At 35.8% G+C, this 18542-nt stretch carries 20 protein-coding genes; 17 read left to right on the top strand and 3 right to left on the bottom strand.

Annotation, left to right across the window (positions count from 1 at the left end; all coding sequences use genetic code 11):
- Positions 1-79: 79 nt before the first annotated feature.
- The 6 genes from BEN26_RS05600 (at position 80) to BEN26_RS05575 (ending at position 5492) form a co-directional block, all read left to right on the top strand.
- Positions 80-901 carry a M23 family metallopeptidase gene (locus tag BEN26_RS05600; protein WP_069798529.1) on the top strand — a complete coding sequence of 274 codons (822 nt, stop codon included), beginning with the start codon at positions 80-82 and terminating at the stop codon, positions 899-901.
- Positions 902-1016: 115 nt separating this feature from the next.
- Positions 1017-2807, top strand: a complete 1791-nt coding sequence (locus BEN26_RS05595) for a KamA family radical SAM protein (RefSeq protein ID WP_084818758.1) — start codon at positions 1017-1019, stop codon at positions 2805-2807.
- Between the two features lie 59 nt (positions 2808-2866).
- A complete protein-coding gene (locus BEN26_RS05590) occupies positions 2867-3346 on the top strand; it encodes a hypothetical protein (RefSeq protein ID WP_068724773.1) in 480 nt (159 codons plus the stop codon).
- 99 nt (positions 3347-3445) lie between these two features.
- The gene (locus tag BEN26_RS05585) at positions 3446-3757 is read left to right on the top strand and encodes a DUF1292 domain-containing protein (protein WP_069798531.1); all 312 of its coding nucleotides are present in this window, start codon (positions 3446-3448) and stop codon (positions 3755-3757) included.
- A 173-nt stretch (positions 3758-3930) separates the two neighbouring features.
- Complete coding sequence (locus BEN26_RS05580) at positions 3931-5169, top strand: DNA polymerase IV (RefSeq protein ID WP_069798533.1); 1239 nt, start codon at positions 3931-3933, stop codon at positions 5167-5169.
- A complete protein-coding gene (locus BEN26_RS05575; RefSeq protein WP_069798535.1) occupies positions 5166-5492 on the top strand; it encodes a YolD-like family protein in 327 nt (108 codons plus the stop codon). Before BEN26_RS05580 ends, BEN26_RS05575 begins: the two co-directional genes overlap by 4 nt.
- A 32-nt stretch (positions 5493-5524) precedes the next feature.
- Here the strand turns inward: BEN26_RS05575 and BEN26_RS05570 are convergent, their stop codons facing one another.
- A complete protein-coding gene (locus BEN26_RS05570) occupies positions 5525-5950 on the bottom strand; it encodes a DUF1885 family protein (RefSeq protein WP_068724765.1) in 426 nt (141 codons plus the stop codon).
- A 214-nt stretch (positions 5951-6164) separates the two neighbouring features.
- Between BEN26_RS05570 and BEN26_RS05565 the strand changes: the two genes are divergently transcribed.
- From BEN26_RS05565 to BEN26_RS05555, 3 genes are all read left to right on the top strand, one after another.
- On the top strand, positions 6165-6593 hold the full coding sequence (locus tag BEN26_RS05565; protein ID WP_069798537.1) for a hypothetical protein: 429 nt from the start codon (positions 6165-6167) through the stop codon (positions 6591-6593).
- 40 nt (positions 6594-6633) lie between these two features.
- Entirely contained in the window at positions 6634-7440 is an 807-nt protein-coding gene (locus BEN26_RS05560; RefSeq protein ID WP_069798539.1) for an alpha/beta hydrolase, read from the top strand.
- Positions 7441-7627: 187 nt separating this feature from the next.
- Positions 7628-7747, top strand: coding sequence for a GapA-binding peptide SR1P (locus BEN26_RS05555; RefSeq protein WP_153012017.1), 120 nt, complete (start codon positions 7628-7630; stop codon positions 7745-7747).
- Positions 7748-7821: 74 nt separating this feature from the next.
- Here BEN26_RS05555 and BEN26_RS05550 read toward each other — a convergent pair whose 3' ends face one another.
- Entirely contained in the window at positions 7822-9300 is a 1479-nt protein-coding gene (locus BEN26_RS05550) for an aminotransferase class I/II-fold pyridoxal phosphate-dependent enzyme (protein WP_068724759.1), read from the bottom strand.
- Between the two features lie 228 nt (positions 9301-9528).
- On the opposite strand from BEN26_RS05550, the gene BEN26_RS05545 reads away from it, so the two are divergent.
- Positions 9529-10488, top strand: a complete 960-nt coding sequence (locus tag BEN26_RS05545) for an NAD(P)H-dependent flavin oxidoreductase (RefSeq protein WP_069798541.1) — start codon at positions 9529-9531, stop codon at positions 10486-10488.
- A 54-nt stretch (positions 10489-10542) separates the two neighbouring features.
- On the opposite strand, the gene BEN26_RS05540 is transcribed toward BEN26_RS05545, so the two are convergent.
- On the bottom strand, positions 10543-11172 hold the full coding sequence (locus tag BEN26_RS05540; RefSeq protein ID WP_069798543.1) for a YktB family protein: 630 nt from the start codon (positions 11170-11172) through the stop codon (positions 10543-10545).
- A 194-nt stretch (positions 11173-11366) separates the two neighbouring features.
- Between BEN26_RS05540 and BEN26_RS05535 the strand changes: the two genes are divergently transcribed.
- From BEN26_RS05535 to BEN26_RS05505, 7 genes are all read left to right on the top strand, one after another.
- Complete coding sequence (locus BEN26_RS05535) at positions 11367-12863, top strand: leucyl aminopeptidase (protein WP_069798545.1); 1497 nt, start codon at positions 11367-11369, stop codon at positions 12861-12863.
- Between the two features lie 70 nt (positions 12864-12933).
- Positions 12934-13842 (top strand): NAD(P)-dependent oxidoreductase, encoded by a 909-nt coding sequence (locus BEN26_RS05530; RefSeq protein ID WP_069798547.1) that lies wholly within the window; start codon positions 12934-12936, stop codon positions 13840-13842.
- Between the two features lie 107 nt (positions 13843-13949).
- Positions 13950-15788, top strand: a complete 1839-nt coding sequence (gene typA, locus BEN26_RS05525; protein WP_069798549.1) for a translational GTPase TypA — start codon at positions 13950-13952, stop codon at positions 15786-15788.
- Positions 15789-15800: 12 nt separating this feature from the next.
- On the top strand, positions 15801-16640 hold the full coding sequence (locus BEN26_RS05520; RefSeq protein ID WP_068724749.1) for a deoxyribonuclease IV: 840 nt from the start codon (positions 15801-15803) through the stop codon (positions 16638-16640).
- A 12-nt stretch (positions 16641-16652) separates the two neighbouring features.
- Positions 16653-16925 (top strand): hypothetical protein, encoded by a 273-nt coding sequence (locus BEN26_RS05515; RefSeq protein ID WP_069798550.1) that lies wholly within the window; start codon positions 16653-16655, stop codon positions 16923-16925.
- Positions 16926-16959: 34 nt separating this feature from the next.
- Positions 16960-17946: an LCP family protein gene (locus tag BEN26_RS05510; protein ID WP_069798552.1), complete on the top strand. Its 987-nt coding sequence runs from the start codon at positions 16960-16962 to the stop codon at positions 17944-17946.
- On the top strand, positions 17939-18391 hold the full coding sequence (locus tag BEN26_RS05505) for a pyridoxamine 5'-phosphate oxidase family protein (protein ID WP_068724743.1): 453 nt from the start codon (positions 17939-17941) through the stop codon (positions 18389-18391). The genes BEN26_RS05510 and BEN26_RS05505 overlap by 8 nt, the downstream gene beginning before the upstream one ends.
- Positions 18392-18542: the final 151 nt, after the last annotated feature.

The raw sequence follows: 18542 nt of genomic DNA, 5'->3' as shown, positions 1-18542 counted from the left end.
AAGTGCCTTACTAAAAAGTCGTCTTGTTGTTAGACGGCTTTTCTTTTTAGATAAAATAAAAAGATAGGAGTTTACTATTGTGAAAAGACATTTGTTCTTAGTAGCACTTGCCCTTATCATCGTTCTATCAGGTCAGTATTTCTGGCTCCAACAAAATAAGGTGAAGTATGAAAAAAAATCGACTGATGAAGTGCAAATACCCAATTCCACTGCCGGTCTATCTTTCTCATACCCATTTGATGGAAAGCTTACTCTTTCTTTACTTAGTCAAATTTTTGAATGGGAAAAGCGTGAATTTGAGCAACATTTTTCTGAGATGTCAAGTGATGAGCTTATTTCTTATTTAGATTTTCTCTCATCACCATTAAAAGGAGCAAAGGTTAGTACACGTGATTCCCATTTGCCTGGTGCTTTAAGAAGTTATCGAAACGGATTTCATGAGGGAATTGATTGGTATACTGGAGTAACTGGAATAACGATAAATCAGACGACGCCTGTTTTATCTATGGCTGATGGAAGTGTAGTGAGAGTTGATCATGATTTCGTTGAATTAACCAAAAAAGAAAGGACAGAACTACTAAATATTGCAAAGAGTTCTAACCAAACACCTGAATATATTTTAGATCGTTTAAGAGGAAGAACAGTTTGGGTGCAATATCCAAAAGGAGTACTTGTTCGTTATGCCCATTTAAGTGCTATTTCTAAAAATGTAGTCCTTGGAAAAGGGATAAAAACAGGAGAAGTCTTAGGCTATGTTGGTAATTCTGGTACAAGTGATGGTGTCTTTGGAAATGATCGGGGACTGCACCTTCATACAGATATTTTGATTTATAACCACCTATTTTGGGAAAATTTAGACAAAAGGCAAATAAGGCAAGTTTTAAAAGCGATCTTTTTCTAACAATTTATTGAATTTTTTTTGTTTCTTACCTTTTTTGCTCTTGGATTTGGTACAATTTAATATATTATCTTATCATCTTTGTTTTAGGGTTTGTAATGGGTGAGGGGGAGTAATCGTGATTTTTCATATTGATAAAGCAGATGTAATGGTGGAAATAGAAAAAATTGAGGAAGTTATTGATTTAATAAAAAAGGAAAATCCTGGATTTTGTGAAATTATTATGAAATCTAAGGATGATGATGAATTACGTGAAAAGATTTATCAATACTTTTATCATTTCGAAATTCATTGTCTACAATCTTGTCATATGAATGCTTTACAACGTTATCAATCTCAACAAGCTTTACGCGTTTTGAAAAACTTGTTTTCTCCACGCCATGAGGCGATTACACATTTCTCAGTACTTAAGAACTTAAAAAAATGTTTAAACCAAGATTACCATGAGGTAGGTTTGGGATTTGCCTATGAAATTTTATTTTTGTTTAGGGCTTTAAAGGGAACCACAGGATTAGAACAACTTCAAGAAGAAAAACCTATGTCTAAGATGCCTGAATGGAGTCTGTTAGATCATCTATCTAAGGAAGTAAATGATTGGATGAGCCGATATCCAAGTGGGTTAGATAATTCGATTATCCTGCAAAGGATTGAAAACCGAGAATCTATAAAATCAAGCTACAAAATTACTAATAAAGAATGGGATCATTGGAAATGGCAATGCCAAAACGTGATAAGAGACCGAAAAGAATTAGAAAAGTTCATTTCTCTGACTGAAGAGGAAAAAGAGGCGATTGATTTAGCAAATCATCACCAACTTCCTTTTGGGATTACTCCTTTTTTCTTATCTTTATTGGATTTAAATGATCCAGAAAGCAAATATGATCATGCGATACGTGCACAAGCCTTCCCTCCACTCCGATATATTCAACGCTTAGTAGAGGTAAAAAAACACCATATGAACATGTCATTATCTCAAACTCGGCAAATACCTACAGAAATTTCAATCACAAGGGGTTATCCTATGATTGCTATTTTTAAACCGATCCGCCAAAAGGTAAGGTATTGCTTATATTGTGAGCGAAGCTGGGCGATCAATCATGCTCTATGGAGGCAAGATCAAGTAGAATTGGATAAAATAGATCGAGCCATTCGCTGGTTTAATCGTCATCCAGGTGTGACTGAAGTTTTGATTTCAGGGGATATTATGATCTATGATGACCCAATGATAGAAGAGATCTTATCCCGTCTGGCGGATATTTCTCATATACAGCGGATTCGCGTATCGACAAGAATTCCAATGATTTTACCTATGAGGATTACAGACTCACTAGTACATCTTCTAAGCTCATATCAAATTTCAGGTAGAAGAGAAATCTCTTTAATGACCCATTTTGAACATCCTTATGAGGTTACGCTTGAAGCGATGAAAGCTATCCAAAAATTAAGAAAAACTGGAGTTCAGGTTTGTAATCAATCCATTTATACGGTAGAGAATGCTAGAAGGTTTGAAATGTCTGCATTAAGAAAGCAATTGCGTCTAATTGGAGTGGATCCTTATTATTCCTTTAATGCTAAAAAGGATATTCCTGAAGAAAGAGTACCTATTGCACGGATGATCCAAGAACAAAACGAAGAGTCCCGTTTGGCGCCAGGAATCGATCGTTCCGATGAGGCGGTATTTGATATACCAGGAATGGGAAAAAACTACTTAAAAGCTTCCCAAGAGCATGAACTGATTATGATCCTAGGCGATGGTTCAAGAGTATATGAATTTTATCCTTCAGACGTCAATTTATTCAACAAAAGGTCATTTCTATATCGAGATGTTCCTATTTTTACTTTTCTTCAACAATTAGCCCATAAAGGGGAAAACCTTAAGGATTATCAATCCATCTGGTATTATTACTAAAAACAATAGTATAATGGTATTTGTTGTGACTGTAAATGATACTGGAAGGATGTTGATGGATGAACAAATGGTTTGAACAATTTACTCAACTTTCACTAGAAGAAGAAAAAATAGAATTTAAAAACAAATTAGAGGCAGTTGGTTTTACTGCCATGAATCAATTGATTCAAGATTTTTATGAAAAACTAAAAAATATGGACGAATTAGAGTTTGATCAAATAAAAAAATGGTTACAATGGGGGAGTGAACTTTTCCCGAATTTGAGTGTTATTAGTCCTTCTTGGGAAAATACATGGCAAGACTTAGCAAAGATTTATGATGTAAAAGTAGGGTATTTCATGGAAATTCCTAAAGAGCAAAGGGATGGAGAATGGCAAGTTTTGTTTGATAACCCCTTTTCAACTGAAGGAGTTGTCTGCCACCCTCGCAAGACCTTTAATGAAGCCACTTATTTAGCTGCTAAGTATCAACTTTATATGAAAAAGGCTGAAATTGTTGAATTACAAAAAATACAGTTATCCTATATGAAAAGAGGCTAATTTCTTAGAAATTTTAGTTTTGAAAGTTTTTCCTTGACTGTTGTTATTTGTAATGATACGATTAAACAGCTAATTGATAAGAAAAGAGGATTGATTTAGATGAGTGAACACGATCACAACCATAACCATCATCACCATGACCACCATCATAACCACGATCACGACCATGAGCATAAAGTGGTATTAGTTGATGAAAATGGACAAGAAAAAGAATTTGACATTGTTACTTGGTTTGAAGTAGAATCTCAAGAATATGTCGTTTTAGTTTCTGCTGATGCCGATGATGATCAAGAAGGGGTCATCTTAAAAGTTCAAGAAGAAAATGGCGAAGAATTTCTTGTAGATATTGAAGATGACGAAGAATGGGAAAAAGTATTATCTGTCTACGAACAGTTAATTCAAGAAGACTAAAAGAAACCCTCTACACTGGAGAAACTCTCCAATGTGGAGGGTTTTTGCTATAGAATAAATTAAAAATAAATAAAAGGAATATATGTTCTAAAAAACGAAGAATTGAGGTATAATAAAATAAGAACATTAGTTCCTTTTAATCACTTTTGTGGGTATATTGGAGGTGTAACATAATGGACAAAAAGAAAAGGGTTATTTTTTTAGTGGATATGGAAAGCTTTTATGCCTCTGTTGAAATAGCCTCCAACCCTGAATTAGTCGGAAAGCCTGTTGTGGTTTGTGGAGATCCGGAAAAAAGGCATGGAATTACTTTAGCTGCAAATCCTTTGGCCAAAAAGGCAGGAGTAAAAACAGCAATGCCTCTTTGGGAAGTGAAAAGTGTTTGTCCACAGGCTCAATTTGTAAGGCCACATATGGGGAAATATATTGAAGCATCTCTTCAAATTACGGAAATTTTGTATGAATTTACTGATCAAGTTGAGCCTTTTTCTATCGACGAGCAATTTATGGATGTAACAGCAAGCCAAAGCTTGTTTGGGTCCCCTCAGCATATGGCAAAAATGATTCAAAAACGAATCTGGGACGAAGTAGGTGTCAGGGCAAGGGTAGGAATTGGTGAAAATAAAATCCAAGCAAAGATGGCATGTGATCGATTTGCCAAGAAAAATCTTGAAGGAATTTTTGAATTAAATAGTACCAATTATATGAAAAAAACGGCTTCTTTAGCTGTTGATGAGTTGTTTGGAGTCGGTTCAAGAATGAAAAGAAATTTATATAAAATAGGAATTTATACCATAGGGGACTTAGCCAAAAGGCCACTTGAGGAAATGAAAAAAAGATGGGGTGTCAACGGTCATATTTTATGGTTAAGTGCCCATGGTATTGACTACTCACCAGTAAAAAATGATTCTACAGAATTGCAAAAAGGGGTAGGTAATAGCATTACTTTACCACGAGATTATATCTATAAAGAGGATATACAGGTCGTTTTGTTGGAATTAGCAGATGAAGTATGCAGGCGGGTAAGAGCTCTTCATAAAAGAGGTAGGACGATTAGTCTTTCATTTCGAGGAGCAGATTTTAATCATCCTACAGGATTTCATCGCCAAACTACAATTCCTTTTGCAACCAGTGATACCATAGAAGTTTATCAAGCTAGTTTACAGTTGCTTGAACATTTTTGGGATCGGCAACCAGTAAGAAGTATAGGGCTAAGTCTGGATCAACTAGAGGATGATCGGGAAATTCAGCTTGATTTATTTAGTCATCCTATTAAGAAGTTACAATTAGGGAAAACAATGGATGAGATTCGCGAGCGTTATGGAAAAACAGCGATTTTTCGAGCTTCTTCTTTATTGTCTTCAGGCTTATTATTTGATCGAGCTACAAAAATAGGAGGGCATGAAGCATGAATAGAGGAAATTTATTATGGACAGGTAGCCGTATGATGCTAACAGAACATCGACAATTGTTGAATAAAAGGTTGAGAGATATCAACAAAAAACAAAAGCCACTATTGGATGAGCAACAAAAGGAACAAATGGTGCAAATCATTTCTGAAGCGATGGTGAATGATCTAGAAGTCATCATTACTTTGTTTGATCCCTATCATGAAAAAAGGATCACCGGAAAGGTATTAGGGATTGATCCTTTGTTACGAAGATTACAATTGGGAGATGAACAGGAGTATTCATGGATCAAATTAGAGGACATGATAGATATAGCTCTAAAATAAAAGAGTGTTCGAATTGAACACTCTTACTACCACTATTTACGAGGGTTATAATAAAGAACACGGCCATTAAATAGATGTAATTCAGCTTTTAACTTCTTAGCAAGGTATTTGGAAAACTCATTTCCTTTTGCCTGATCCCCAGGGGTACGATAGTCTTCATCAGGTAATACAACTTGGATAAACTGGGTGGTATGACCATCTACTTCCTCAGATCCAACACCGATAATGAGATAATTATAGAGCTCATCTTTTGCTTTTAAGTAAAGGTATTTCGTATCCCCTTCAGCTTTTTCTTGGATGGTGTATGGAAAAGCAGATTCATGATACTCCCAATCTAATTGTTCAGCTAATTTTCCAGTATTTTCAATGTACTTATTTAATAATTCCTTAACTTGATCTATTGTGATCTCTTGCTGTACTGAACCATTGACTAGTTTAACATACGCACTTTTTCCCAACTTTAGTCCACTCCCAATTCCATATTTAACATACTAGTTATATTTTAGCATTAGGGCATAGGGTTGACAATAAAATAGCCAAAAAAAAGAAAAATTGATGTAGGATAAAAAAATAAACTGCTACATATTATTGGTGAAGAAAATTTGTTAAGGTTATAAGAATATGGTAAAATAAAAAAAAGCAGACAATTAAAAATGTTTTGGAGGAAATCACATGGGAAAGGCTGATCTGCTAGAAACGGTGAGATGTGAGTTAGGCCTTATTTTGCAAGATGCTAAGAGTAAAAATGAATGTTATGATAGGGTAATTCAAGTTTTAAAGGCTTATATTCCTCATTACAAAACAATTTTGATGTACCTAACTAATGAAACCTCTTTTCAATACTATAAACATGAAGGCAATGTTGAAGGAATGAACTTAGAAGCGATTCCTTTTGGAGAAGGAATGTTAAGTAATGTTGCAGCCCGTGGCGAAATCTCCTGTGAATTTGAACCATCGGGACAATTAATCTTTATTCCTTTTTACCATGGACATCATCTTGTAGGAGAACTATTAATTAAAACAACTCAATATGTAGACCAAGAGGAAATCTGCTTTATTAAATATATACAAAAAATATTAAATCAAGTCCCTATTGTATAAGGGACTTTTTTGCATAAGTAAATGGATGGGGGAATCAAGCATGGATACAATGCAAACGTACTTGGTTAACGATGCAAAAGCCATTTTATTAGTGGTTCATGGTTCAGGCGAACATATTGGTAGATATCGGCATGTGGCAGTCTGGTTAAATAAACATCATATTTCTATGGTAGGTGGGGATCTTCCTGGTTTGGGACGATCTAAAGAAAAACGTGGACATATTCAGGATTTTGCTAATTATTTACATAAAATAGATCAATGGTTTCAATATATTAAAAAAAATTGGCCTGAAAAACCAACCTTTTTATTAGGCCATAGTATGGGCGGACTCATTGTATTAAGGTATTTAGAAGAGTTAAAGGATAGCCAAGCACTTAAAGGAGTGATCGTAACATCTCCTGCGGTGAGCATTGGTATAGAAGTACCAAAGTGGCAACGTATCCTTGCCGAGAATTTAGTAAAGATATGGCCAACGATGAGATTAAAGAGTGGCATTACAGCAAGTCAAGTGAGTCGTGATCCAAAGGTGGTTAAAGCATATGCAGAAGATCCACTCGTTTATAATAAAGTAAGTATTGCTTGGTTTCTTGCATTTCAAAAAGCAATTGAACTCGTTTGGAAAAAAAAGGATCAAATCTCTCGTTCAGGGATTCCGTTACTTTATTTGCAAGCGGGAGAGGATCAATTAGTCGATCCACAAAAAGCTAAAGAATTTGTGGAGGGTTTTTCTAAAGAACAAGTCCAATTTCACCTGATTGATGGTCTTTATCATGAAATCTTGAATGAACCAGAAAAAGAGATCTATCTTCAATTGATTACAGATTGGATGTCAAAAAAAATAGAGTGAGCTATATTTTCATTAAATTGCTCTATGGGACAATTTTAAAACCCATAGGGCTTTTTATGTCCTACTAATTAGATGATATAGATAATTAAAATAATTTATTTGTTCAATTGACATAAAAAGTATAACATATTAAAATAATAATAACATAATATTAAAGCGGTTACACCAAAAGGATGGGGGTAAGAAAATGGGTACATTAGTATGTAAAGAATGTGACCAAATCATTGCACCAATTCAGTCAGAGAAATCAGAAGTATTATTTGGAATTTGCGAAGATTGTAGTTCTCACAAGCATGATAAGGAATAAAATTAAAAACATGAAAAAGGCCTATGAATTTTAGATCATAGGCTTCATTTTTGCTTTTTTTTATCTTTGCTATTTTAATAGATAGGAATCGCCTTTCTTGCCTTAATGACCTTTAAGGTTCCGATCGTTTCATCTTCAGGTCCTTGAACAGGTAATCCTGCAGCAAGGTTATATTTAATATAATCTATATTATCTTGGGTAATGATTTCACCAGGTAAGAGAATAGGAATACCAGGAGGATAAACCATAACGAATTCAGCAATGACATGGCCTACCGAATCATCTAGTAAGACGACATCTGTATCAGAATAAAATGCGTCTCTAGGAGAGAGTGCAAGTGATGGAATTTTTGGTAAACGAACCTCTACATGATTTTGTTTACCCAGATGAATATGTTCTTTTGATAATCGTTGAAGTGCCGTAATCAATAGATCTACGTCCTGATAAGTATCTCCAGGAGTAATTAAACATAGAATATTATACAAGTCGCTTAATTCAACCTCGATATTATATTCCTTTCTTAACCACTTTTCTACTTCATAGCCTGTTACACCAAGGTCTTTTACACTGATCAATAACTTCGTTGGGTCATAATCATAAGTTGCGTCAGTCCCCAATATATCATCGCCAGGGCTATATAGTCCAGGTATTTCATTCACGCTTCTTCTTGCGTATTGGGATAGTTCAATTGCTTGTTCTAAAAACATACGCCCATTGATTGCAAGATTTCTCCGAGCCGCATCTAAGGAAGCTAAAAGAATATAAGAAGTAGAGGTGGTGGTAAGCATACTCATGACAGATTGGACATGATGAGGATTAACCAACCCTTCCTTTACATTCAAAATAGAACTTTGAGTTAAAGAGCCACCTAATTTATGAACACTAGTAGCCGCCATATCAGCCCCTGCTTGCATTGCTGATAAGGGAAGTTGATCATGAAAGTGAATATGTACTCCATGGGCTTCATCAACAAGAACAGCGATTTCATATTCATGGACAATTCGCACAATTTCTTCCAAGTTACCAGCTACTCCAAAGTAGGTAGGATTGATCACCAGTACTGCTTTTGCATCTGGATGTTGTTCTAAGGCTTTTTTAACAGATTTAGGAGTTATTCCATGGGCAATACCTACTTTAGGATCCATTTCAGGATGAATAAATATGGGTGTTGCACCTGCAAAAATAATAGCGGAAAGAATCGATTTATGAACGTTTCTTGGTACAATGATTTTATCGCTAGGGCCTACAACTGACATAATCATTGCCATAATAGCCCCACTTGTACCTTGAACTGAAAAGAATGTATAATCAGCACCAAAAGCTTCAGCAGCAAGCTCTTGAGCCTCTTTAATAATGCCATGAGGATGATGTAAATCATCAAGAGGTGCAATATTGATTAAGTCTATGGATAAAGCATTGGTACCTATAAATTCTTTGAATTTTTCGTCCATTCCTTGCCCTTTTTTATGTCCGGGTATGTGAAATTGTATGGGATTCTTTTTGGCATGCTCTAACAATGCACTAAACAAGGGTGTATTTTCTTGACGATTCAACCCTTATCACCCTTTCCTTATTATATTTTTTCCACATTATCATAATCATTAAACAAACAAATAGAGTATAACATGATTATTTTGAGTTGCAATAGGCAAAAATATGATTTTTTTCATTCAAGAAAAAAATATTTGAAGGATTTCGTACATAATAGTAGAAAATAAATGGATATGTATCATTTACCTATTTGTGAAAGCGCTATCATTACTATTTTTAGGAGGTTAGAAATGAAGACAAGAATTACTGAGTTATTAGAAATCGATTATCCCATTATTCAGGGAGGATTGGCTTATCTCGCAGATGCTAACTTGGCTTCGGCTGTGTCAAATGCGGGAGGACTTGGGCAAATTACAGCAGTTACCTTACCTACCCCAGAACATTTGCGTGAAGAAATCAAAAAGGTAAAGATGCTTACATCTAAGCCATTTGCTGTTAATTTTGCGATAAGTTTATATGGTGATAAATGGAAAGATTATCTAGAAGTTGCAATTGCAGAGCAAGTTCCAGTAATCACGATTACAGGAGGGAATCCACTGCCTGTATTGGAAAGACTAAAAGGTTTACCGATCAAGAAGATCTCTTTGGTATCCACTGTAAAACAAGCAATGAAAGCTGAAGCATTAGGAATGGATGCCATCATGGCAGTTGGACAAGAAGGAGGCGGCCATATTGGTAAAGATGATTTAGGTACTTTTGTTCTCATTCCAAAAGTTGTAGACGCAGTGAAAATTCCAGTTATCGCAAGTGGAGGAATTGGTGATGGCCGAGGGATGATGGCTGCTTTCGCTTTAGGGGCAGAAGGAATAGAAATGGGAACTCGTTTTATTGCAACAAAAGAGTGTGTATTGGCACATGAAAATTATAAGAAAACATTGGTAGAAAAAACAGAGATGGATACGATTGTGGTTAAAAGAACACTTGGCGCTCCAGCTAGGGCAATCCTTAATCCAACAACGGAAAAGGTTCTTGAACTAGAACACCAAGGGGCTACATTTGAACAATTGCAACCATTGATTGGTGGTGAAAATAATAAGGTGGCTATTTATCAAGGGGATATGGAAAGAGGTTTTGCATGGGCTGGACAGGTGATGGGGCTTATCCGAGACGTTCCAACCGTACAGGAACTCTTCCACCGAATTGTTGGAGAAGCAGAAGAAATCAGTGAAAAGTGGAAGAGTATCTTTTAAAGAGAAATGTATATTGCAACGACCTCCATCGTACATGCCTTTCTATGATTAAGACTAAGCCTTTGTCGCTAGTTGATAAAGTGGCATTAAGGTTTCAAAGGTATTTTCAATTTTTTGAAAGAGTTGTTCTTTATTTGTTAAAATTGGATCATTACGATCAATAGTAATGCCACATAAAAGCTCAGCTTTTTTAACCTTTTTCAACTTCTCTGCCATTTGGAATAGTTCTTCCTTAGTCAGGTCTTTATGAGGAAGAACTTCTGGTTTTGTATGATCCATCGACCAAGCAAACTCAGAGGGAATAGAAGAAAAAATTTCTGTTAAATGGTTTACAAGATTTTCTCCAAACTCTTTCTTGTACGGTGCTTCATAGATTAAAGCAAACCAGATAAATAGATGTGTAGACCAAAGGCCAACTTGAAAATGAGGGAAGGCTTTGTATCCCCGTTTGCTTGGAGCAAACGCAACCCAGGTATCATTTGGAGGATTTTTAGTTCTTCTTGCGTGTTTGGCTACATGATAAAACATTTCTTGGCCTGTTAATACACTTAAGTAAGGAGCCATTTCCTGACCAATTAATTCAAGCTTCGGGCGGATATATTGCTTAATTCCTTCCATTCGCGGCTCTAATCCATCTATTTGAAATACATCAAAATCTAGATTTGAAAATCCAACAAAATTCATAGCATACTCTCCTTTCAATTATAATAAATATACCATATACTTCCTATTCATTCAAAAAATCAGGTGCAATTGAAGTATTTTCTAACGTTTGCTAAATCATTGTGACAATTATATGAAAGAAAACGTTTTAAATGGATATCTAAAATTGATATAATAGAAAATGGGAGTAAGAAACCAATGTGGAGGTGCCTTTCATGCAATTTAAAGTGAGTACAGAATCAATCATAACATTAGCTTCAGATTGTATCATTTTGACGCACACCGAAGATAAGGACATGTTATTAGGTTTAGCACAACAAGTAGATGAGCAAATGGATCATCGAATCTCTCAATTAATTGCAGAAAAAGAGATTAAAGGAACCTATGGAGAAGTCACTTTATTGCATACTTGGGGGAAAATACCGGCAAAAAGAGTACTTGTTTTAGGGCTTGGTAAAGAAGAAAAACTAACGATTGATCGAGCAAGAAATGCTTATGCTATCGCAGCAAGAAAAGCCCAATCGATCGGTGTAAGAGAATTAGCTGTAGTCGTAAGTCAAAAATATAAAGCGATATGGAATCCAGTTGATTTAGGGCAAGCAGTTGTTGAAGCGATTCAGTTAGGTACCTATACGTTTAATTACAAAACAAAAGAAAAACCACAACAAAAAATAGAACGAATCCTTGTCACTGTTGATGGGATATCTGTAAAAGCAGTAGAAGCTGGGGTAGAACGAGGAATTATTTTTGCAGAATCTCAAAATTTAGCAAGAGATTTAGGCAATACTCCAGCGAATAAAATGACACCTTCACTATTAGCTGATAAAGCAAAAGAGGTAGCAAAAAAGCATCGTTTAGAAATTAATATTTTAGATAAAAAACAAATTCAAGAATTAAATATGGGTGCATTTTTAGCCGTTTCTAAAGGAAGCGATGAAGAACCGAAATTGATTGTGATGAAATATTTTGGAGCACCAGAATATAAGGATGTTATTGGATTTGTAGGAAAAGGAATTACCTTTGATTCTGGTGGTATTCAAATTAAACCTGATAAAGATATGGATGAAATGAAAGGGGATATGGCTGGAGCAGCAGCAGTACTTGGGGCTATGAATGCCATCGGTAGTTTGGAGCCGCATGCTAATATAATTGCAGTTATTCCAGCTTGTGAAAACATGGTTTCTGGTCATGCGATTCATCCTGGGGACATTGTAGAAACCTTTTCTGGAAAAACAGTTGAGATTAAACATACAGATGCGGAAGGCCGTTTAATTTTAGCTGATGCAATTTCCTATGCTAAACACTTAGGGGTTACTAAAATTGTAGATGTGGCCACATTAACGGGATCAGTCATCTCTGCATTAGGCCATCATATGACTGGAATATTCTCAAATGACCCTGATTGGGCAAAAGAAGTAAAAACTGCTGCAAATCTATCTGGTGAAAAGGTATGGGAGCTTCCAATTGATGATGATTATGAAGAATTAGTTGAAAGTGAAATTGCTGATTTAAAAAATGATGCTGGTTTTGGTGCAGGAGCGATTCAGGGTGCAATGTTTTTAAAGGCATTTGCAGGGGATACACCTTGGGCTCATTTAGATATAGCAGGAACTTCTTGGTTATCTGAAACAAAAGGGGTAAATATCAAAGGGGCAACTGGGGCGATGACTAGAAGCTTAATTGCTTTAGCCATTCGCTTTGGTGGTAATTAAAAAAGAGCAAGAATTGGTATAATATTAATATAGAATAAAGTGTAAAGACGGTCTATGTTAGGCCGTCTTTATCGCGTACCAAAAGGAGGTTAATCCATTGAAAGTTGGATTTATTGGAATAGGAACTATGGGATTTCCTATGACAAAAAATTTATTAAAAGCTAATTTTGAGGTGTGGGTTTTTAATAGGAGTAAAGAATCGGTCAAAAAGGTGGTAGAATTAGGTGCAAAAGAAGCAAGTTCAGTAAAAGAATTAGTTCAACAGGTCGATGTCGTTTTAACTGCGCTTCCGATGCCTGATACGATTGAATATGTATATTTAGAAACAGGTGGAATCCTTGATACCGCAAAACCTGGAACTATCGTTATTGATCATAGTACCGTGGGGCCTGATTTAAATGAAAAGATCTATAAAGAAGCCAAAAAACAAGGAGTGGATTATTTGGATGCTCCGATAAGTGGTGGTCCAATGGGAGCAGAGGCAGGGACACTAACCATCATGGTCGGTGGAGATAAAGAGGTCTTTGATAAAGTTCAACCTATTTTTAAAGCGATGGGAAAAACCATTCTTTATATAGGGAAAACGGGAAGTGGAAGTATTGCAAAATTAATCAATAATATGTTGGTAGGGATCCATACTGCGGCGCTTACAGAGGCATTTGTATTAGGAGCAAAAACAGGAATGGAAAGTGACGCATTATATGAAATCATAAAAAACAGTACAGGGTATAGCTATATGATTGATCGCTGTTTACCATTGATCCAGAACCGTGATTTCAAACCAAGATTTAGCATTGATTTACTATATAAAGATTTAGGTTTGGTCAATAAATTAGCAGATCAAATTCTCGTTCCTGTGAAATTATCTAAAATGGCTCAAGATGCGATTGGTGAAGCAAAAGAACAAGGTTATGGCAATGAAGATATTTCGGCTGTTATTAAAGTTTTTGAAAAAAGGGCACACACTGAAGTAAAGTAAGTTGTTAAAAAGACTCATAAATGATAAAATAAAGTATTAGTTTAGACGCCTAAATGGGCGTCTTTATCTTTGTTTGTAAAAAACCTTAACTAAAGGAGAAACATTTGATGAAACGAGACGATATTCGAAATATAGCGATTATTGCCCATGTTGATCATGGAAAAACAACACTAGTGGATAAATTATTAACTCAATCAGGAATCTTTAGAGAAAACGAACAGGTTGGGGAGCGGATGATGGATTCTAATGACCTTGAACGAGAACGTGGAATTACAATTCTTGCTAAAAATACTGCAGTTCAATATAAAGAACATATCATCAATATCATCGACACCCCTGGTCATGCGGACTTTGGTGGAGAAGTCGAACGAATAATGAAAATGGTAAATGGAGTTTTATTAGTTGTTGATGCATTCGAAGGAAGTATGCCGCAAACCAAGTTTGTTCTTCGTAAAGCCTTAGAAGCTGGTCTAACGCCAATTGTTGTTGTAAATAAGATTGATCGTGAAAATGCTCGTCCTGTAGAAGTAGTTGATGAGATATTAGAGTTATTTATTGAACTTGGAGCAAATGATGAACAGATTGAGTTTCCAGTCATCTATGCTTCTGCACTCAAAGGAGTTAGTGGAACAGAACCAAACCAACTAACAGAGGATATGAAACCTTTATTTGATGCAATCATCGAGCATATTCCAGCACCAGAAGTTGATTATGATGCACCATTACAAATGCAAGTCACTTTATTGGATTATAGTGAATATCTGGGTCGGATCGGGATTGGTCGAATCGAACGAGGTATCCTTAGAAAAAACCAAACTGTTGCTGTCATGAAACGAGAAGGATCAATGAAGCAAGCAAGAATAGCCAAGTTATATGGCTTTGTAGGCTTGAAAAAAGTAGAAATAGAAGAAGCAAAAGCGGGAGATATTGTTGCAATTGCAGGAATTGAAGGGATTAACGTAGGGGAAACCATTGCTGACCCTGAACAACCAGAAGCATTACCTTTATTGCATATTGATGAGCCTACCTTACAAATGACATTCGTTGTCAATAATAGTCCATTTGCAGGAAGAGAAGGGAAATATGTCACATCTAGAAAATTAAGGGAGCGATTATTTGCGGAATTAGAAAAAGATGTTAGTTTACGCGTAGATGAAACAGATAGCCCTGATGCTTTTATCGTATCAGGCCGTGGTGAGCTACATTTATCTATTCTGATTGAAAACATGAGACGAGAAGGCTATGAGCTTCAAGTTTCAAAGCCTGAGGTCATTGTTAAATTCATCAATGGCAAAAAAATGGAACCATTTGAAAACTTAATCATTGATATACCTGAGGAGCATATGGGGGCAGTCATGGAAAGCTTAGGGCCAAGAAAGGCAGAAATGCTCAATATGACTCATTTAGGCTTTAACCAAATTAGACTTGAATTCTTGATATCGTCAAGAGGACTAATTGGCTATCGTACTGAATTTTTAACATTAACTAGAGGGTACGGAATTTTGAATCATTCTTTTGATTCTTATCAGCCATTGGTTCATCAAGAAGTCGGAGGTAGACGAGAGGGTGTTCTCGTTTCTTCAGAAACAGGAATAGCAACAACTTATGGTATACTATCAGTAGAAGATCGTGGAGTTCTGTTTGTCACGCCTGGAACGGAGATCTATGAGGGAATGATTGTTGGCGAGCATAATCGTGAGAATGATATTATTGTCAATGTATGTAAAGAAAAGCATATGACAAACGTCAGATCTTCAACAAAAGAGGAAACGGTGAAAATGAAAGCAGCTAGAGTGTTAAGTTTAGAACAAGCATTAGAATATCTAGATGATGATGAATATTGTGAAATCACACCTAAATCTATACGATTACGTAAAAAATATCTAAATAAATCAGAGCGTGATAAGCACGCAAAACAGAAAAAAATGGAACATCAGAATGCATAAAGAGGTGAAAAAATGCAACTTGGTTGTCATATCAGTGTTTCCAAAGGACTAGAAAAGGCTGCCCAAAAGGCACATGAATTGGGTGCAGAAACATTTCAAGTTTTTACAAAAAATCCGAGAGGACTAAAACCTAAAAAGGTGGATATGAAGGATGCTTTAAACGGGGTAGAATTTTGTAAAGAACATGGAATAACCGTTATCTGTCATACTCCATATATTACAAATTTATCCACGCCTAAAGAGGATTTACAAGAAGTCACCATTCGTTCGATTGTTGAAGACTTGAATATCGCTGAGGCTTATGGTGCAATTGGAGCAGTTGTACATTGTGGAAAACATGTTGGTGAAGGAGAAGAATATGGAATCAAACGAATGATTGAAACCTTAGATTTGATTCTAGAGCAATATGATGGTCCTGTAAAACTGTTACTAGAAAATACTGCCGGCCAAGGTTCAGAATTGGGATTAGCCCCTGAAACGTTAATGGAGATACGTAATAATACAAAATATCCTGAAAAAATAGAATTTTGCTTTGATACCTGTCATGCTTTTGCAGCAGGGCAATGGAATGAAGAACAATTTGATGACTTTATTAAACGGGCAGAGGAAGCTGGTTATTTAGAACATATTAAAGTGATTCACTTCAATGACAGTAAAGTGCCTTTTAATAGTAGGAAAGACCGTCACGAAAAAATAGGTCAAGGAGAAATAGGGGCAAAAGCATTGCAAAAATTTTTGCAATGTGAAAAACTAGAACATATTCCTTTTATTTTAGAAACACCAGTGACAGAGGAAGAAGAATACAAAGATGAAATCGTTTATCTTCACCAACTTCGTGAAGATATGAAGTAATGGAGGATGGAAATGGATCTGAGAGATGCAATTTTTAATTGGGTTCAAATCACTGTTGTTCATAAAGCAAGACCTGAAGATCATGCGGCGAAAAACACTTCTGAATTTTTTAAACAAATTCTAATAGAGGATCATAAAATTGAGGAAATTCGTTATGAAAGAGATCCCTTCTTTTATACGATTACTTATAGGATTGAAGGGAAAGAAGATAAAATTACATTTGGGACAGGTTTGGTAGAGAAATTACTAGAGGATATCGAAAACGAACCAAAGTATAATATTTAAAAACTATCCTCGTGAAAATAGGGGAGTTGAGAAAATGAAACATCATAAATGGGTGAAGGGACTCATCATTTTTGTGACGATTATTGGCTTGGGCTTGGGCTCGATTATTGGATATGCTTCATGGAAAATCAATCAATTTTTTGAAAAAACATCGGAAACTGCTGAAAAACCAAACATCAATAATATGAAACAGGACTCTGAGCAAGACAAACGAACAGAGAAACCATTTGCTATTTTATTACTAGGTGAGGATTACAGACCGGAAACACATAGTTTGAATACAGATGCAATTATTGTAAGTGTCTGGAATCCAGTAACCAAGAAAGTATATTTGTTATCTATCCCAAGAGATACTAAAGTCAAAATTCCGGATTATGGCTATGCAAAAGTAAATAGCACGTTTGCAAAGGGTGGTCCAATTTTAGCCATGGAGACGTTATCTGACCTTTTAGATATTCCGATTCAATATTATGCCACAGTCGATTTTAAAGGTTTTGAAGCGGTTATTGACGAACTTGGTGGAATTGAAATTGATGTAGACCGAAATATGGTTTATCGTTCTTTAGCCGATGGTACCGATATCAATCTAAAAAAAGGTTTGCAGGTTCTTAATGGTAAGCAAGCTTTAGATTATGCTCGTTTTCGTAAATCTTCGGTGGGGAAATCTTCTGATGATTTTGAGCGAAATCAAAGACACCAAAAAATTTTAAAGGCCTTAGCCGATAAAATGAGCTCATTTAAAGGAATTACAAATGTATTTGATATTCTTGATGTTGCAGGAGATCATATTAAAACAAACCTAACCCCTGATGAAATGAAAAAGCTAGTTTGGGATTTTAAAGGTGCAAATAAAGATTCGATTCAGACGATTGAAATGAACTCTTATTGGAAAACTCCATATGTTTACATTGATGATCAAGAGTTGGCAAAAGTTCAGGAAAAATTAAAAAATGCATATGCTATAACTAAGACCGAAGAAACTGAACTTTCACAGCCGCAAAAGGAGGATTTTGATGAGTAAAGGTGGATGTGAGCAATTACCGGAAAGCTTATATCAATACATGCAAGAACAGCAATTGGTGCTTTTAACAACATTGATGGATCAAGGCAAGCCTTTTGTTAATGCTATATCATGGACTTACGCCAAAACTCCAACTACAATACGCTTTGCAGTTGATCAACGTTCCCAGATTGTGACGAACATTAAACAAAATCCTGATATTGCGATGACTATTTTTCATCAAGAAACGATTTATACCATTTCCGGGCAAGCGAATATATTGAAGGATGAGATTGAAGGGATCCCATTTAAGCTTGCACTTATTGAGGTGTTGGTACAAAGTGTCCATGAAGTAATGTACTATGGTTCCAAAATTTCCGTCCAACCCCAAACAGAAAAGACTTATAATCCTGAAGCAGCTAAGAAATTAGATCTTCAGGTGTTGGATGCATTAAAAAATGCCTAGTTTAACTAGGCATTTTTTGCATTTTAGTGCGCCACGCATGGCGATTAACTAGACGGTGAAAGTCCGTTATGGGGGTATGTAGCAACCAACCATTAGCCTAAGGCAAGGGTGTCCATCGTGAGGTGGAATCTGAAGGAAGCCGGCGGCAAAG

It is taken from the genome of Tepidibacillus sp. HK-1 (genome assembly GCF_001748485.2).
Taxonomy (GTDB): Bacteria; Bacillota; Bacilli; order Tepidibacillales; family Tepidibacillaceae; genus Tepidibacillus_B; species Tepidibacillus_B infernus.
Note: the sequence above shows the minus strand (reverse complement) of the source record. Positions and strands in the feature narration are given on the sequence as shown.

Coding starts and splice junctions, on each gene's coding strand:
- BEN26_RS05555 (WP_153012017.1), top strand. CDS start 7,628: ATGGGTACATTAGTATGTAAAGAATGTGACCAAATCATTGCACCAATT.
- typA (WP_069798549.1), top strand. CDS start 13,950: ATGAAACGAGACGATATTCGAAATATAGCGATTATTGCCCATGTTGAT.
- BEN26_RS05505 (WP_068724743.1), top strand. CDS start 17,939: ATGAGTAAAGGTGGATGTGAGCAATTACCGGAAAGCTTATATCAATAC.
- BEN26_RS05565 (WP_069798537.1), top strand. CDS start 6,165: ATGGGAAAGGCTGATCTGCTAGAAACGGTGAGATGTGAGTTAGGCCTT.
- BEN26_RS05510 (WP_069798552.1), top strand. CDS start 16,960: ATGAAACATCATAAATGGGTGAAGGGACTCATCATTTTTGTGACGATT.
- BEN26_RS05535 (WP_069798545.1), top strand. CDS start 11,367: ATGCAATTTAAAGTGAGTACAGAATCAATCATAACATTAGCTTCAGAT.
- BEN26_RS05575 (WP_069798535.1), top strand. CDS start 5,166: ATGAATAGAGGAAATTTATTATGGACAGGTAGCCGTATGATGCTAACA.
- BEN26_RS05580 (WP_069798533.1), top strand. CDS start 3,931: ATGGACAAAAAGAAAAGGGTTATTTTTTTAGTGGATATGGAAAGCTTT.
- BEN26_RS05560 (WP_069798539.1), top strand. CDS start 6,634: ATGGATACAATGCAAACGTACTTGGTTAACGATGCAAAAGCCATTTTA.
- BEN26_RS05540 (WP_069798543.1), bottom strand. CDS start 11,172: ATGAATTTTGTTGGATTTTCAAATCTAGATTTTGATGTATTTCAAATA.
- BEN26_RS05520 (WP_068724749.1), top strand. CDS start 15,801: ATGCAACTTGGTTGTCATATCAGTGTTTCCAAAGGACTAGAAAAGGCT.
- BEN26_RS05585 (WP_069798531.1), top strand. CDS start 3,446: ATGAGTGAACACGATCACAACCATAACCATCATCACCATGACCACCAT.
- BEN26_RS05590 (WP_068724773.1), top strand. CDS start 2,867: ATGAACAAATGGTTTGAACAATTTACTCAACTTTCACTAGAAGAAGAA.
- BEN26_RS05545 (WP_069798541.1), top strand. CDS start 9,529: ATGAAGACAAGAATTACTGAGTTATTAGAAATCGATTATCCCATTATT.
- BEN26_RS05515 (WP_069798550.1), top strand. CDS start 16,653: ATGGATCTGAGAGATGCAATTTTTAATTGGGTTCAAATCACTGTTGTT.